The 14,331-nt window shown below is 71.1% G+C and carries 17 protein-coding genes; 5 read left to right on the plus strand and 12 right to left on the minus strand.

What is annotated here, in order from left to right:
- The first annotated feature begins 47 nt into the window (after positions 1-47).
- Positions 48-545, plus strand: coding sequence for a hypothetical protein (locus Adu01nite_RS35090; RefSeq protein ID WP_203733587.1), 498 nt, complete (start codon positions 48-50; stop codon positions 543-545).
- 54 nt (positions 546-599) lie between these two features.
- Here the strand turns inward: Adu01nite_RS35090 and Adu01nite_RS35095 are convergent, their stop codons facing one another.
- Positions 600-1,808, minus strand: a complete 1,209-nt coding sequence (locus Adu01nite_RS35095; RefSeq protein ID WP_203733588.1) for a pectate lyase — start codon at positions 1,806-1,808, stop codon at positions 600-602.
- Between the two features lie 303 nt (positions 1,809-2,111).
- Between Adu01nite_RS35095 and Adu01nite_RS35100 the strand changes: the two genes are divergently transcribed.
- Together Adu01nite_RS35100 and Adu01nite_RS35105 are read left to right on the plus strand one after the other, a co-directional pair.
- Positions 2,112-2,663, plus strand: coding sequence for a hypothetical protein (locus tag Adu01nite_RS35100; protein WP_239132927.1), 552 nt, complete (start codon positions 2,112-2,114; stop codon positions 2,661-2,663).
- 35 nt (positions 2,664-2,698) lie between these two features.
- Entirely contained in the window at positions 2,699-3,919 is a 1,221-nt protein-coding gene (locus Adu01nite_RS35105; RefSeq protein WP_203733589.1) for an amidohydrolase, read from the plus strand.
- Here Adu01nite_RS35105 and Adu01nite_RS35110 read toward each other — a convergent pair.
- The 11 genes from Adu01nite_RS35110 to Adu01nite_RS35160 form a co-directional block, all read right to left on the minus strand.
- Positions 3,916-4,314 (minus strand): hypothetical protein, encoded by a 399-nt coding sequence (locus Adu01nite_RS35110; RefSeq protein WP_239132928.1) that lies wholly within the window; start codon positions 4,312-4,314, stop codon positions 3,916-3,918. The genes Adu01nite_RS35105 and Adu01nite_RS35110 overlap by 4 nt on opposite strands.
- A gap of 63 nt (positions 4,315-4,377) precedes the next feature.
- Positions 4,378-4,872 (minus strand): EndoU domain-containing protein, encoded by a 495-nt coding sequence (locus Adu01nite_RS35115; RefSeq protein WP_239132929.1) that lies wholly within the window; start codon positions 4,870-4,872, stop codon positions 4,378-4,380.
- Between the two features lie 6 nt (positions 4,873-4,878).
- Positions 4,879-5,373: a WXG100-like domain-containing protein gene (locus Adu01nite_RS35120; protein ID WP_203733591.1), complete on the minus strand. Its 495-nt coding sequence runs from the start codon at positions 5,371-5,373 to the stop codon at positions 4,879-4,881.
- A gap of 3 nt (positions 5,374-5,376) precedes the next feature.
- Positions 5,377-5,691 carry a WXG100 family type VII secretion target gene (locus Adu01nite_RS35125; RefSeq protein WP_239132930.1) on the minus strand — a complete coding sequence of 105 codons (315 nt, stop codon included), beginning with the start codon at positions 5,689-5,691 and terminating at the stop codon, positions 5,377-5,379.
- Positions 5,692-5,699: 8 nt separating this feature from the next.
- The gene (locus Adu01nite_RS35130; RefSeq protein WP_203733593.1) at positions 5,700-6,128 is read right to left on the minus strand and encodes a YbaB/EbfC family nucleoid-associated protein; all 429 of its coding nucleotides are present in this window, start codon (positions 6,126-6,128) and stop codon (positions 5,700-5,702) included.
- Positions 6,129-6,198: 70 nt separating this feature from the next.
- The gene (locus Adu01nite_RS35135; protein WP_239132931.1) at positions 6,199-8,028 is read right to left on the minus strand and encodes a sensor histidine kinase; all 1,830 of its coding nucleotides are present in this window, start codon (positions 8,026-8,028) and stop codon (positions 6,199-6,201) included.
- Entirely contained in the window at positions 8,025-8,702 is a 678-nt protein-coding gene (locus Adu01nite_RS35140; RefSeq protein WP_203733594.1) for a response regulator, read from the minus strand. The genes Adu01nite_RS35135 and Adu01nite_RS35140 overlap by 4 nt, the downstream gene beginning before the upstream one ends.
- Positions 8,703-8,730: 28 nt before the next feature.
- Positions 8,731-9,921, minus strand: a complete 1,191-nt coding sequence (locus tag Adu01nite_RS35145) for an ABC transporter permease (protein ID WP_203733595.1) — start codon at positions 9,919-9,921, stop codon at positions 8,731-8,733.
- On the minus strand, positions 9,918-10,601 hold the full coding sequence (locus tag Adu01nite_RS35150) for an ABC transporter ATP-binding protein (protein ID WP_203733596.1): 684 nt from the start codon (positions 10,599-10,601) through the stop codon (positions 9,918-9,920). The genes Adu01nite_RS35145 and Adu01nite_RS35150 overlap by 4 nt, the downstream gene beginning before the upstream one ends.
- Positions 10,598-11,701 (minus strand): efflux RND transporter periplasmic adaptor subunit, encoded by a 1,104-nt coding sequence (locus Adu01nite_RS35155; RefSeq protein WP_203733597.1) that lies wholly within the window; start codon positions 11,699-11,701, stop codon positions 10,598-10,600. The genes Adu01nite_RS35150 and Adu01nite_RS35155 overlap by 4 nt, the downstream gene beginning before the upstream one ends.
- 6 nt (positions 11,702-11,707) lie before the next feature.
- On the minus strand, positions 11,708-12,259 hold the full coding sequence (locus tag Adu01nite_RS35160; protein ID WP_203733598.1) for a hypothetical protein: 552 nt from the start codon (positions 12,257-12,259) through the stop codon (positions 11,708-11,710).
- A gap of 236 nt (positions 12,260-12,495) precedes the next feature.
- On the opposite strand from Adu01nite_RS35160, the gene cspE reads away from it, so the two are divergent.
- The gene (gene cspE, locus Adu01nite_RS35165) at positions 12,496-12,699 is read left to right on the plus strand and encodes a transcription antiterminator/RNA stability regulator CspE (RefSeq protein WP_203733599.1); all 204 of its coding nucleotides are present in this window, start codon (positions 12,496-12,498) and stop codon (positions 12,697-12,699) included.
- A 139-nt stretch (positions 12,700-12,838) separates the two neighbouring features.
- The gene (locus Adu01nite_RS35170) at positions 12,839-14,326 is read left to right on the plus strand and encodes a serine/threonine-protein kinase (RefSeq protein WP_203733600.1); all 1,488 of its coding nucleotides are present in this window, start codon (positions 12,839-12,841) and stop codon (positions 14,324-14,326) included.
- Positions 14,327-14,331: the final 5 nt, after the last annotated feature.

Genomic DNA, 14,331 nt, shown 5'->3' on the forward strand with positions numbered 1-14,331 from the left:
GAACGTCTAATTGATCTAGAGAAATGCGGGCCTTAGCGTCTCGACGCGTGATTGCCACCCGTATCGCTTCCGCCGTCCTGCTCGGCGTCTCCCTGATCGCCTTGGCCGCATGTGGCCAGGACACCGACACCACGGCGCCCGCCGCCACCGCCGTTGCGGCCACCCCCGCCGCGGCCACCTCGCCCGCGGCCCCGGCCACCTCAGCCGCGGCCGTTGCGGCCAAGGCCGACAAGGAGGTCTGCGAGGATGCGACCAAGGCGGCCGAGTCGCTCAAGAAGGCGGTCCTCGTCCTGGCCCAGTCCGGCAACGAGATCGCGCCCGCCGACGCCAAGGCGCTGCTCACCGACTTCGCGAACAACCTGACCAAGGCAGGCGAGGGCGCCGACGGCAAGGTGGCCACGGCGATCAAGGCCAACGCCGACGCGGCCCGCAAGGCCGCCGCCGCCAAGGACCCGTTGACGGCCGCCGACACCGCCGAATCGGCGAAGGCCGGCAAGGACCTCAACGCGGCCTGCAAGGCGGCCGGGGTGAAGACGACCTTCTGATCCACCGACGAAGGGGCCGCCCGCCGCACGGCGAGCGGCCCCCTACAAAAAGTCCTACTTGTATGTGATGTCGCTCTTGTTCACCTTGCAGTTGGTGGTGTTCCAGCCTTCGCCGAGGTAGCTCGGTTCGCTGCCCTTGGCGACACCCTTGTACATGCCGCAGACCACCGCGCCGGAGTTGACGGTGACGCGGGTGATGGTGGCGGTGTCGCCCCAGTTGGTGTTGATGCCGACGACGTAGTCGACGCCGGTCAGCAGCACGTTGTCGACCACGACGTTGCGCGTGTACGAGTTGGTGCAGTTGCCGCAGGCGCGGTAGAGCTTGCCGGCCCCGTTGAGGTAGAAGCCGGAGATGTTGACGGTGCCGTTGCCGTTGTGCTGGAACGTCTTGTCGCTGCCGTTCTTCGCGCCGCCACCGATGACGTAGCTGGTGCCACCGTTGGTCTGCAGGAAGGTCGCGGCGTCCTCGCCGATGTCGTTCCACCAGACGTTGCGGATCGTGCAGGTGCCCAGGCAGTGCACGCCGTCACCGGCGGGCGAGCCGAGGATGACGTTCTGCAGCGTGCCGCCGTTCGCGATCTCGAACATCGGGTCCTGGGACTCGCTCTGCGAGCCGTCACCGATGCAGCAGTAGGTCTTCATGCCACCGTCGAAGGTCCCCGTGACGCTGACCGTGCTGGAGATGCTGACCGACCCGGCCGAGGACGGCCATGAACCGGTCGGCGTGCCCGGGTTGCTGGTCGGGCTGGTCGTCGGGCTGGTCGTGGGGGACGTGGTGGGGCTCGTGGTGGTGGAGCCGCCGGTGGCGTACGTCTCGAACTCGGAAATTCGCGGCGCACTGGACGCAGCGGTGATGTCGAGCGTGACCTTCTTCAGCGACGTCGAGGCGAACGAGATGGTGGTGGGGCTGCCGCTGCCGCTGGTCAGGACAGCGCCGCTGTCCGCGTTGAGCAGGCGCCAGGCGGTGATCGAGCCGCCGCCGGAGGCCTGCCGGATGATGGCCTGGGAGACCGTGGTGGCACTGCTCCACTTGACCGAGATGTAGCCGGTCGAGCTGGTCGGCGACCAGTAGGTGCTGGTGTTGCCGTCCTTGACGTTGCCGTAGCTGGTGCCGCTGGCCTTGCTGGAGCCATCGGCGCCGCCGCTGAGGCTGAGGTTGTCAGCGGCCGACGCATAGGACAGCGGCAGCGCCACGGTGATGGCGGCAACCGCAACGGCGGTGACTCCGCCGGCGATCCATCGGAGAGCGGGTGGTCGTCTCATCTCTTTCACCTCGTTGTCGAGAGCGCGTCGCGTGGCGGGCTGTCCACAGGAAAGCGCTTTCCTGGAGGATAGAGATGCGTCAATGCGATGACAAGACGATGTCCGAAACGTGTGTGATGTGCGTTACATGGCCGGCGCACCGCGCACCGTTCAGGCTGGCCAACGCCTCAGCCTGCGGAAACGTAGCCGCGACTATCGACCTGCATTGATATCTGGAGCCATCGGTGCGACGCTGTTCTGGGAGCGCTCCCATCACCTGCCGAGAATGGCGACAAATCGCGCAACCCCGGAGAGGACGTGGCCGTGGCCGGCTGGTACCGGAACCGCCTGCTGTGGGTGGCGGCGATCCTGCTGGCGACGTCGGCCGGCGCGGTGGCCCTGACGAGATCCAGCGCCGAGCCGCCCGATCTCCCCGCGCAGATCATGACCGCGATGCGCAGCACGCTCGAAGACTCCGACCCGGAACAGCACAACCACGCCGCACCTGGTCCGCAGCGGACGACCACCGGAAAGGCGGCGGTGATCTGCGGCGTCCGCGTCTACGGGTACGAGCCGGCCGAGGCCACCGCCGTGGCCGAGGTGCGCACGGTCTACGGCTTCCACCTCTGCGGGGTGGCCGAGCCCGGCCAACCGTGGGACGGGGCGACCAAGCTGGCCGGCCCGCTGATCCTCGACATGTCCACCGACCCGCCCGGCATCCAGGTGGTCGAGGCCACCGACGGCGTCCGGTACGTCGACCGGCTGCGGCAGATGTTCCCCCCGAAGTACGCGGACCTGGCCCTCAAAGAGTCACTCTCCGCATCGGAGTCGACCAGCCTGCGCCGCCGCTACGACAGCGCGGCCGGCCTCGGCTGACCGGCGGGTCTCCCCTGGCGGTGCAGAATCGCGGTATGGATCTGGCTGAGCTGTACCGCGATCTCCACCAGCACCCCGAGCTCTCCGGGGCCGAGACCCGGACCGCGCGGATCGTGGCCGAGCGGCTGACCGCCCTCGGCTACCAGACCACCGCCGGGGTCGGCGGCACCGGGGTGGTCGGGGTGCTGCGCAACGGGGACGGCCCCACCGCGCTGCTGCGCGCCGACATGGACGCGCTGCCGGTGGCCGAGGAGACCGGCTTGCCGTATGCCAGCACCGAGCGGGCCCTCGACCCGGCCGGCCAGGAGGTGCCGGTGATGCACGCGTGCGGCCACGACGTGCACGTGACCTGCCTGCTCGGCGCGGCCGAGGCCCTGGCCGCCGACACCGGCGCCTGGCGGGGCACCGTGATGCTCGTCTTCCAACCGGCCGAGGAACGCGGCGAGGGCGCCCAGGCCATGATCGACGACGGCCTCTTCGACCGCTTCGGCCGGCCCGGCGTCGTGCTCGGCCAGCACGTCGCGCCGCTGCCGGCCGGGATGATCGGCCTGCACCCGGGCCTGGCCTTCGCCGCCGCCGACGGCATCCGGGTCACCATGCACGGACGCGGCGCGCACGGTGCCCGCCCGGAAGCATCGGTCGACCCGGTCGTGATGGCCGCCGCCACCGTGCTGCGCCTGCAGGGCATCGTCGCCCGCGAGATCGCCGCCACCGACAGCGCGGTCCTGACCGTCGGCGCCCTGCGCGCCGGCGTGAAGAGCAACGTCATCCCGGCCGAGGCCGAGCTGCTGATCAGCGTCCGCTCCTTCGACCCCGCCGTCCGCGAGACCGTCCTGACCGCGCTGCACCGCGTGGTCAACGCGGAGGCCGCCGCCTCAGGCGCACCGCGCGAGCCGTCGATCGTCCTCGAGGAGTCCTTCCCCGCCCTGTTCAACGACCCGGCCGCATGCGCCCGCACGCAGGAGGCGTTCCAGAAGACCTTCGGCGCCGAGCGAGTCCTGGACCCCGGCGTGGTAACCGGCAGCGAGGACGTGGGCCTGCTGGCCACGGCAGCCGGCGCACCGCTGGTCTACTGGCTGCTGGGCGGCGCCGACCCAACCGCCTTCGCGACCGCCACGAACGCCACCGACGTAGCGCGAATCGCCAAAACCTTGCCGACCAACCATTCCCCACTATTCGCCCCAGTCGTGGAACCAACCCTGACCAGCGGAGTAAGCGCCCTTGTCACCGCCGCCCACGCCTGGCTGGAAGGCTAGAAGAACCGCCCTCGGTAGGGATGGGTGCGGCCCCACTTCTCCTCCCACCGCAGCAGGTCGGCCTGCCATCTCGGGAGATCGGGGCGGTACTCCCGGACGGCTTGTCGTTCCGGCAGAGCGACCAGAAAACGCCAGTAGTCCTCGATCGCCGCCCGAGCGACGTCGGCCGGGAACTCCCCTTCGGCACCGGGCACCCACAGGTTGGTGATCAGCAGCGCCGACGGTGTGAACGACACGGTGTAGTTCTCGCTGCTCCATTCCTCGAACGGCGGCTCGCCGCGAGCCACGTCGTCGGCCATCGCCAGCGCATCCAGGGTGACCAGGAAGAACCGGTCGAGGTCAGCGGACAGCCACTGACCCAGCAGGTCGAAGCGCTGGTCCTCGACCTGGTACACAGGCAGGCCGTACTTGGGATCGAGTCCCCAGCTGAAAACACCCACCGCGAGCCTCTCAATGCGCTAGGGAACGGGCCAGCCGTGCGTGAAGCCACCGGACTGGTTGTAGAAGCCTCTTATCGCGACGCCATTGTAGGTACCGGCCCACATGCCGCCGGGGAGCGGCGTGGAGTTCTTGAAAGCACCGGACACCGCGTTGTCCACCTGCGCCGGCGTCCAATCGTCGGGGAAGAACGTGCTGACGCCGCCATTGCCGCCCTTCGGCTTCCAAGCGCCGGTCGGCGGATTCAGAGTCGAGTCGAAGAACTCGGGCTCCGCCTCGTACACGCCGTTCGGGTAGGTAACCTCCGAGCCGGGCACGAGCCGGCGGTCGGGGAAGTCCTCGCCGCCCGGGCGGTAGTGATAGCCGGAGCCCTTGGGCTGGCCCGGCTTCACGTGGCCGCCGCCGATGGTGTGGGTCGTGAAGTGCGGATTCATCCGATCCGGGCGGGCACGCTTGCGTGTCTTGCGGAGAAACCGCAGCGCGGCCCGCATGAGTTTGCCGGAGCCCCTGGCCATCCTCGGTCACCCGTCCAGCAGCTGGAAGATGGCGTCCTGCACGAGGTTCCCGACGATCGCCCGGGTCAGCTGCTGGAAGATCGGGATCTCGACCAGGCTCGCGCCGAACGTGGGCGCCGCCGTCGCGATCGCCTGCGCGATCTCCACCGCCAGAATGGCCAGCTGGGCGATGACCGCCACCTTGAGGGCGAGCACGATCCCGCCGCAGATCATCAGGCCGGTGCCGGTCAGCGTGGCCGCGTTCGCGCCGTCCAGGAGCGACTTGGCCGGGCTGTCCTCATCGGCCCACCAGGCCTGGAACGCCGCGACGGCCTCGCCCTCGTGCCCCGTCCACACCTCGGTGGCGGTCGACGTCGCGTCCGACACGATCGCCTCGAGCCGGCCGGCGAACGACATCCACGCCTGACCCATCTCCACCAGCGCGGTCTCGTCGGCCTCCGGCCAGTTGTAGCCGAGGATGCCGAGCAGCGACCGCAGCTCGCCCGGAATCTCGATGCCCACGCGTCAGTGCCCCAGGTCGGTGAGCAGTCCACGGAATCGGCGGCTGATGTTCTCGTCCACCTCCATGTACTGCGCGCTGATGTCCACCACGTCGGCGCCGGCCGAGGCCATCTCGTCCAGGGCGTCCTGGTAGCACTCGAACGCCCAGGACGACACCTCCTCATGCGCGGCGCCGATCAGCGAGCCGATATCGTCGCTCCCCCAGGGCGCGCCGAAACCGGCCAGCTCGGACCGGAACGACGCCAGCTCCGAGGAAAGCCGCGAGGCCACACTTCGCAGGGCCGCCCCGGACGCCGAGAGCCGCTCAGGATCAACCATGAAGCCGGTCATCGGTCACCGGCCCGGCGGGTGAGCTGCTCCTGCGCCTCGACCAGCGACGCGGTCAGCTTCGCGAACTGGCGCTGGGCGTCGAGCTGGATGTCCTTGAGCTGGTCGGTGAGCGCACCGAGATCGGCCGAGCCGGCGGTGGCCACAGCCCGGCCCTGCAGGTCGGCCAGCGCGGCGTTGACGGCCGACTCGATCTCCCGCGCCAGTTCCTCGCCGCTGAGCCGCAGCACCGAGGGCTCCATCTCGAGGTTCTCGATCCGCCCCGGAGGAACCGCCCGGACCCGGACCCGGCCGTCGGCGGCCTCACCCGTACCGATAGGCGGTTCCTGCTCTTCCTGATCGCCGGAGGGCGCCTGAGCCCGGCCGAGCGCAGCCACCACATCGGCCAGCGTGCCGCCAAGGCCGGACGGATCGATCGGACTGGTCATTCCTCGACCTCACTCGCGCGCGGGGAGTCCCACCCGAACGCGACGATATCGAACTTGTCCAATACTGGCGTCAGCTCCGCGGTGGGGTTTGCCCGGGCAGGCGGATGGTGAACACGGTGCCGTGGCCCGGCTTGCTCTGTGCCTCGATGGTGCCGCCGTGGGCCTCGGTCAGCTGGCGGGCGATGGCCAAGCCCAGTCCGCTGCCGCCGGTTGACCGGCTTCGTGACTCGTCGGCCCGCCAGAAGCGGTCGAAGACCTTCGGCAGGTCGGCTTCGGCGATGCCGCTTCCGGTGTCCTGCACGGTGATCGTCGAACCCGTTGCGCCGATCGTGACCGAGCCGCCCGGTGGCGTGTGGCGGATCGCGTTGGTGACCAGGTTGCCGATCACCTGCCGCAGGCGGGCCTGGTCGGCGAGCACCACCGGGTCGCCCTCGATGTCCGCCGTCAGCCGCACCCCGGCCGCGTACGCGCTGCCCTGCTGGCTGTCGGCCACCTGGGTGAGGAGGTTGTGCAGGGCGACCGGTTCGACGGTGATCCGCAGCGTGCCGGCGTCCGCGGCGGCCAGGTCGCCGAGGTCGTCGATGACGTGCTGGAGTTGCAGCGCCTCCTCGTGCAGTAACGCGAGCAACTGGGCGTCGGTCGGCGCGAGGTTGTCCTGCGCCGCCTCCAGCCAGGTGCGGATGTTGCCGAGCGGGGTGCGCAGCTCGTGCGCCACGTCGTTGACCATGGTGCGGCGCTGCTCGTCGGCCTGTTCCCGGCGTTGCGTGGAGTCGTTCAGGGCGCGCGCCAGCCGGCCGATCTCGTCGCGGGCGGACACCTCGGCCGGCACGTGCAGCGCGGCCGCGTCGGCGAGGGTGCGCAGCGGCCGCACCAGCCGCCGGCCGACCAGCACGGTCACCGCGATGGTGGCGAGCAGGACCGCGCCGGCGACCGCGACGATCCGGCCGATGCCGGCGCCGGACAGGCTCAGCGTGGTGCGGTCGCTGCCGGGCGCGGTGACGAACAGCAGGGCGCGGGGTGCGACGTAGGGCCGGAGTTGAGTGCGGCGCCCGGCCTCGATACAGCCCTGCACGACGCCGGCCGGGCCGGCCGGCTGCAGCTCCGACGGCGGCACCACCTTGGTGTTCTCGTGCCGGGTCCGGACCACCGGCCACTTACCGAGGTACGCCTTGAAGGTCGGCGTGATGCGCAGCTGGGCGGCGCGGACGCCGAGGTCGAGGCAGCCGGCGGTCAACCCGGTCAGCGTCTGGAGGGCCTTCTTCTCGGCCGGGCTGACCATGCTGTCGAGGTCGGCCGTGCAGCCCTCGAGCGAGGGGCCGAGCGCCGTACGCCCGTCCTTGGAGCTGAGGGTGGTGGGCACGACGCTCGGGCGGCCGGTCGGTGCCACGTCGATGACACCGCGGTAGCCGACCTTGCGGAAGCAGTTGAGGGCGGCCTTGGCCGTCTCGTTCATCACGAACCGGTCCTCGGTCGGCACGATGTACGGCCCGATCGCCCGCTCGTCGATGTGCTCGGTGCCGCCGGTCAGGCCCAGGTCGATGTCGAGCGGGTCGACCACCGCCGACGGGCGCGTGTTCTGCAGGGCCGGACCGGCCTGCGAGTCGAGGATGATCTGGTGGTCGTCGGTGGACAGGGTGATCCGGCGGCCGATCTCGGCGGCCCGCGAGCGCACCAGGGTGGCGGCGCCGGCCCAGTCGTGGTGGGTGGCCGCGTAACCGATCAGCGCCTCGTAGACGACCCGCTGGTCGGCGGCCGCGCCGCCCTGCTCGTGGCTGATCTGCCGGGCGGTGGTGGTCGCGGCGAGCCAGGCGGTGGCCGCGATCGCGACCAGCGCGATCAACACCGACGTGACCAGCAGGCGGGTGACGAGGCTGTGCCGCACCGGCACGCGATCGGTCACGGTGCCACCAGCTTGTAGCCCACGCCGTGCACGGTGAGCAGCATCCGGGGCCGGCGGGGATCGACCTCGATCTTGCGGCGCAGATTCACCACGTACACGTCGATGGTTCGCTCGGTCGAGCTGCGGTCGATGCCGTGGGTGTGATGCAGCAGCTGGGCCCGGGTGAAGACCCGGTCGAGCCGTTCGGACAGGGCGTCCAGGATGGCGAACTCGCCGCGCGTGCACTCGATCCGCTCGCCGTCGACACTCACCTGGCGACCGGCCGGGTCGATCTCGACCCGCCCGACCCACCGGACGTCCCGGGGCGACGGCGACGCGCGGCGCAGCAGGGTCCGGACCCGGGCCACCAATTCGCGCGGGCTGAACGGCTTGGTCAGGTAGTCGTCGGCGCCCAGCTCCAGCCCGAGCAGCATGTCGTTCTCGCTGCTGCGCGCGGTGAGCATCAGCACCAGCACGTCCGACTCCTGCCGCAGCGTGCGGCACACCTCGAGGCCGTCGATGCCGGGCATCATCACGTCCAGGACCACCAGGTCGGGACGGTCGCGGCGGGCGGTCTCCAGGGCGGCCCGGCCGTCGTGCACCACGGTGGTGTCGTGGCCGTCCGCCACCAGGTAGCGCCGGATCCCCTCGGCATGCCGTGCGTCGTCGTCGGCGACGAGGATCCGGACACCCATGCCGGCCATCCTTTCAAAACCCAGCCTCTCAGACACTGGACAGGGCCTCGATCGGATCGAGCCGGGCCGCCCGCACCGCCGGGTAGACCCCCGCCAGGATCCCGATCACGAGGGCACCGCCAAGCCCGGCGACGGCCATCACCGGCGGGATGACCAGCGGCCAGTGCTGCAGGGCCGCGTAGCCGGCCACCGCCAGCGCGCCGATCACCACCCCGGCGACGCCGCCGAGCGCCGACAGCACGATCGACTCGGTCACGAACTGGATGCGCACCTGACCCCGGTTCGCCCCCAGCGCCCGGCGCAGGCCGATCTCCCGCCGCCGTTCCAGCACCGAGATGTAGATCGTGTTGGCCACCCCGATGCCACCGACCAGCAGCGCGATGCCGGCCAGCCCGAGCAGCAGCGAGCTGAAGGTCTGCTGCACGGCCTGCTTGGCGGCCAGCGCGTCGGAGGGCCGGCTGACCAGCACGTCGCCCGGGTGTTGCGGGTTGGCCGTGGCGGCCAGCACCGAGCGCACCGCGGCCACCTGGGCGTCGGTCGTGCGCACGTAGATCCGGGTCGGGTGCCCGTCGAAGCGCAGCAGCCGGGTGGCCACCGCCCAGCCGATCATCGCCGAGCGGTCGATCTCCGGCGCGAGCGGCACCGGATCGAGGATGCCGATCACGGTGAAGCGGTGGCGCCCGAGGTAGACCTGGGTCGGCCGGGCCAGGTCGACGCCGGCGAAGCCGAGCCGCTGGGCGGCGACCGATCCGAGCACCACGGTCGGCAGGCGTTCCATCGCGGCGTCGAGGAACCGGCCGGCCCGCACCCGGCCGTCGAGGGCCGCGAGCAGGTTGGCCTTCGTGGCGACCACGGCGATGGCGTTGAAGTCGCCGGCGCCGGTCCGGTCGGAGCGGGTGACGTTCAGCCCGAAATCGCCGGTCGCGCCGGCCGCCTCCACCGGGGCGATCCGCGCCACCATGTCGACCGCCTCGGCGGGCAACTGGACCGGTGGATCGTGGTTGGGCACCGGGGCGACCTGCAGCCGGTCGGTGCCCAGGGCGGCCAGTTTCTCGTCGAGCGCGCGCCGGCTCGACGCGGGGATCCCGGTGACCACCACCAGGGTGGCGATCCCGATGGCGATGCCCAAGGCCGACAGCGCGGCCCGCACCCGCCGGGTGCGAATACCGAGCAACCCGAGGCCGATCAGGTCGGCGAGGGCCAACCGCACCGGCGTCATGGCCGCGCCCCGACGCCCGAGTCGGAGACCAGGCGACCGTCCAGGATGCGGATCTGCCGCGGCACCCGGGCGGCGACGTCGTGGTCGTGGGTGATCAGCGCGATCGTGGTCCCGGCCCGGTTCAGCTCGGTCAGCACGTCGAGCACGGCCGCGCCGGTGGCCACGTCGAGCGCGCCGGTCGGTTCGTCGGCCAGCACCAGCGCGGGCTGGTTGACCAGGGCCCGGGCGATCGCCACCCGCTGCCGTTCGCCGCCGGACAGCTGCTGCGGGTGGTGCCCGGCGCGGTGGGCCAGCCCCACCCGGTCCAGCGCGTCCAGCGCCAGCCCGCGGCGGCGACGGCGGTGCACGCCGGCGTAGAGCAGCCCGGTCGCGACGTTCTCGGTCGCGGTCAGTCCGTCGGTCAGGTGGAACTGCTGGAACACGAAGCCCAGCCACCGCCCGCGCAGGGCGGACACATACCGGTCGGACATCGTGGTGACGTCGTGCCCGCCGAGCCACACCTGCCCCTCGGTCGGCCGGTCCAGCGTGCCCATGATGTTGAGCAGGGTGGACTTTCCCGACCCGGACGGCCCGAGGATCGCGACGAACTCGCCCGCGTCGATCCGCAGGGACACGTCCCGCAGCGCGGTGATGTCGCGGTACCGCCGGGTGGCGTTGCGGATCTCCAGCACGGTGGTCACGAGGTCGTCACCACCCGGGTGCCGGCGGCGATGCCGGTCCCGTCGATCTGCACCATGCCGTCGGCGAAGAGACCGACCTTGACCGCGGTCAGGGCTCCGCCGGAGACCTGTACGCCGTAGCCACCGCCGCGCAGCGCCAGCAGGGCGCCGACCGGCACCGCGAGCACGTTGCGCCGGGTCGTGCCGGTGAACCGGACGTCGACGTCGGCCGAGCTGACGTTCTTGATCGCCGACGCGTCGTCGACCGCGACGACCACCCGCACCTTCGGGCCGTCCGCACCCTCGGCGTCGGCCTGGATGTTGCTGCTCACCGAGCTGATCGTGCCGCCGGCGGCCGTGCTGTCCGGCAACGTGATCCGCACCTTCTGGCCGGCCTTGAGGTCGTCGGCCCGGCCCGCGTCGATCACCACGGTGACGGCCTTGGCCTGGTCGCTGACCGCCATCAGGTTGCCGGTGGCGTCGTCGCCGAGCTGCGCCGCGGCCGCACCCACCCGGACGGCGCCGGGCAGCACGAGGACGTCGCCGCGGGCGAGAATGCCGGTGGCCGGCCGGACTCCGATGGCCGCCTGCCAGCGCTTGACCGCCGCCTGGAGCGCGGCGGTGAAGACGCCGTCCTGCGCGGTCACCACGGTGGGAACGCCGGTGGTGACCGTGGTGACCGTGGTGACCGTGGTGCCCGGCGACGGTTGCGGGCCGATCCGGTAGCCGAGCGCCCGCAGGTTGGCGGCGAGCACCTTGACGTCCCGGCCGACCATGCCGACCGTGCCGATGTCCCGGAACATCGGCGACGACCCGTAGAACAGGGCCACCGGCCGGTCGCCGACCCGGTAGAGGGTGCCGCCCCGGCTGATCGTCCGGCCCGGGCGCGGCAGCCAGGTGAGCACCCCGGCCTGCACGCCGCGCAGGGTGCGCTGCCCGCGGAAGCCGACCGTGCCGCTCTCGCTCCAGTAGTCGGACAGGTCGGTCTTGACCACCTCGGCCGTGGCCACGGCAACGGGCCGGGCGGGCGGAGCTTCCGGACCGGACCGGGCGTGCACGGCATAGGCAGCGCCGCCGGCCAGCGCCAGCACGCCGGCAAGGAGGAGGATCCTCTTCCCCACGGCCGGCTACTTCGGCGTGAAGGCGGAGATCTCGCACTGGCGGTAGAACTCCATGCCCTCGTCGCTGTTGGCCTTGGCGAGATTGGCCTTGGTGTCGACCGCCCAGAGGCTGGCGTCGTCGCCGGTCCCCCGGATCTCCATCTTGATGCCGTGGCCCTCCAGGCACGCCTTCTCCGCGCGAAGGTTGTCGGCGTAGTCCGGGTTCTGCTGGGGGTCCATCTCCGGCGGGTTCAACGGCTCCTGGTCGGCGCAGGCGTCCACCGCGGCCTGGTACTTCTTCTGGTTCTTCTTGTAGCTCAGCAGCGGGCCGCCGCCATCGGGCGCGGACGGCACGCCGTGCTTGGTCCAGCAGGCGTACCAGGCGTCGTAGGCGCGGTCGATCTCTTCCTGGGTCGCGCCCAGCGGGAGCTGACGAAGATTCTCGCTGCTCGCCGCGGCGCTCGCCGACGAGGACGCGCCCGGAAGGGCGGCGACCTGCGGCTCAGCCGGATCCGACTGGCCGCAGGCCGCGAGCGACGCCACCAGCGCCGCCAGGCCGATCAAGTTCGCTTTACGCATGCCGACCAGCATGGGCGGCACGTGTTAGGCATTTGTTAGGCGGCAGCATGGTTGGGCGTGTGATAGCGTTGCCGCGTTGCAGTTTTGATTTCCAAAGACGTTTTCAAGGCGCCTGATGGGTATTTGAAACCCGTCCAGGCGCTTTTCGTTTTTTCGTGTCGTTTCGACGCGGGTGATCAACGCGGCGGCGTCAGGGTCCGCACCGTGCGGTCTCTACAGCCTGCGAAGGAGCAGACATGGTTACCGGTACCGTAAAGTGGTTCAACGCCGACAAGGGCTTCGGCTTCATCACCCCGGACGACGGCAGCGCCGACGTCTTCGCCCACTTCTCCGCGATCTCGGCGAGCGGCTTCCGCAGCCTCGACGAGAACCAGAAGGTCGAATTCGATGTGACCCAGGGCCAGAAGGGCCTGCAGGCGGAGAACATTCGCCCGCTCTGATCCGCGATTTCACCGACGGCGGCCCGACTGATTCAGCGGGCCGCCGTTCGGCGTTTCCTGACGCGCGCCGGCCGTTGCGCGGCGGGTGACAGCTCCTCCGGAGATGCACGGAGTCCCGGATCACGGCACACTGCCACTGATGGACCGTGACTTGCCGCCCAGCGGCGTTCCCGATGAGACCGGCTGGGTGCTCGGCGACCGCTACCGGCTGGGATCCCAGGTCGGCGCCGGTGGCATGGCCGTCGTCTGGCAGGCGTACGACACGGTGCTGGCACGCACGGTCGCCGTGAAGGTCCTGGCCGCTGATTGTGCCGACGATCCGCAGTCGCGCGACCGGATTCGCGGCGAGGCCAAGGCCGCGGCCGCCCTGTCCCACCCGAACATCGCTCAGGTCTACGACTACGGCGAAACCGACGTCGGCGGCGAGGTCACGCCGTTCATCGTGATGGAGCTGATCCGCGGCAGCAGCCTTCATCAGCGGCTCAGCGACGGCCCGGTCGCACCCCGGTACGCCATGCGGCTGTGCGCGGAGATCGCGGCCGCCCTCGCCGCCGCGCATGCCGAAGGGCTGGTGCATCGCGACATCAAGCCGGCCAACATCATGCTGGCCCCGACCGGCGCCAAAGTGGTGGATTTCGGCATCGCTGCCGCGGCCCAACCGCCCGGCACCGGCTCCTACGACGTCGAGGTGCTCGGCACACCGGCCTACCTGGCACCCGAACGACTGCTGCACGGCGCCGTCGAACCGGCGTCCGACGTGTACGCGCTCGGCGTGATGCTCTACCGCCTCCTCGCCGGCCACCCGCCGTGGACCAGCGAGACCACCACCCAGATGCTCGCCGCGCACATCTACCTCGAGCCGCCTGGCCTGCTGCCGATGCCTCAGGTGCCCGACTCCGTGACCGAGCTCTGCAACCGCTGCCTGGCCAAGGAGCCGGCCGAGCGCCCGAGCGCCGGTGAGGTGGCGGCCGTCCTCGCGGACGGCGCCGGGCTGCAGGTCATCACGGACGAGCCGGCCGCTCCGCCGCAGGCCACGAACGACTCGGAAGCACCCGTCCTGATCCGGGCAACCTCCACCGGCCGCCAGCCGGCGGTCCCGCGACCGAGGTGGGCGAGGTACGCGCTCGCCGCCGTGGTCCTGGCCGTCGCCGGAGCCACGACACTGTGGTTCCTGCGCCCGGAGAACCAGGCGGCCACCGTCGCCGCGCCCGCAGCCGGACCGTCGGGGTCGAGCACGGCCGCGCTGAACCCGCGACCCGGCGCCTCGGCGGCACCGGGCACGACCGCGCCGGACCGAACCGCCCCTCCGGCCACCAGGCCGGCCAAGCCTACCAAACCCGGCAAAACCTCCGGAATCGCACCGCCGGCCGGTACGGTGCCGGTCGACCCCGTAACGACCTTGCCCACGGAACGCACCCTGTCGTCCGCGGCCGGTTCAGTGCGGGCAACCTGCACCGCTCCCGGCACCGCGCAGATCATTTCCTGGACCGCCACCAAGCCCTACAAGGTCGTCCACGGGGAGACCGAGGCCGGCCCGGCACCGACGGTGTCGTTCAAACACGGCAACAGCCGAGTCGACATGACGGTGACCTGCAATGCCGGCCTCCCCTCGGCCACCAGCACCTGACCGGC

The sequence above is a fragment of the Paractinoplanes durhamensis genome (assembly GCF_016862175.1).
In the GTDB taxonomy this organism is placed as follows: Bacteria; Actinomycetota; Actinomycetes; order Mycobacteriales; family Micromonosporaceae; genus Actinoplanes; species Actinoplanes durhamensis.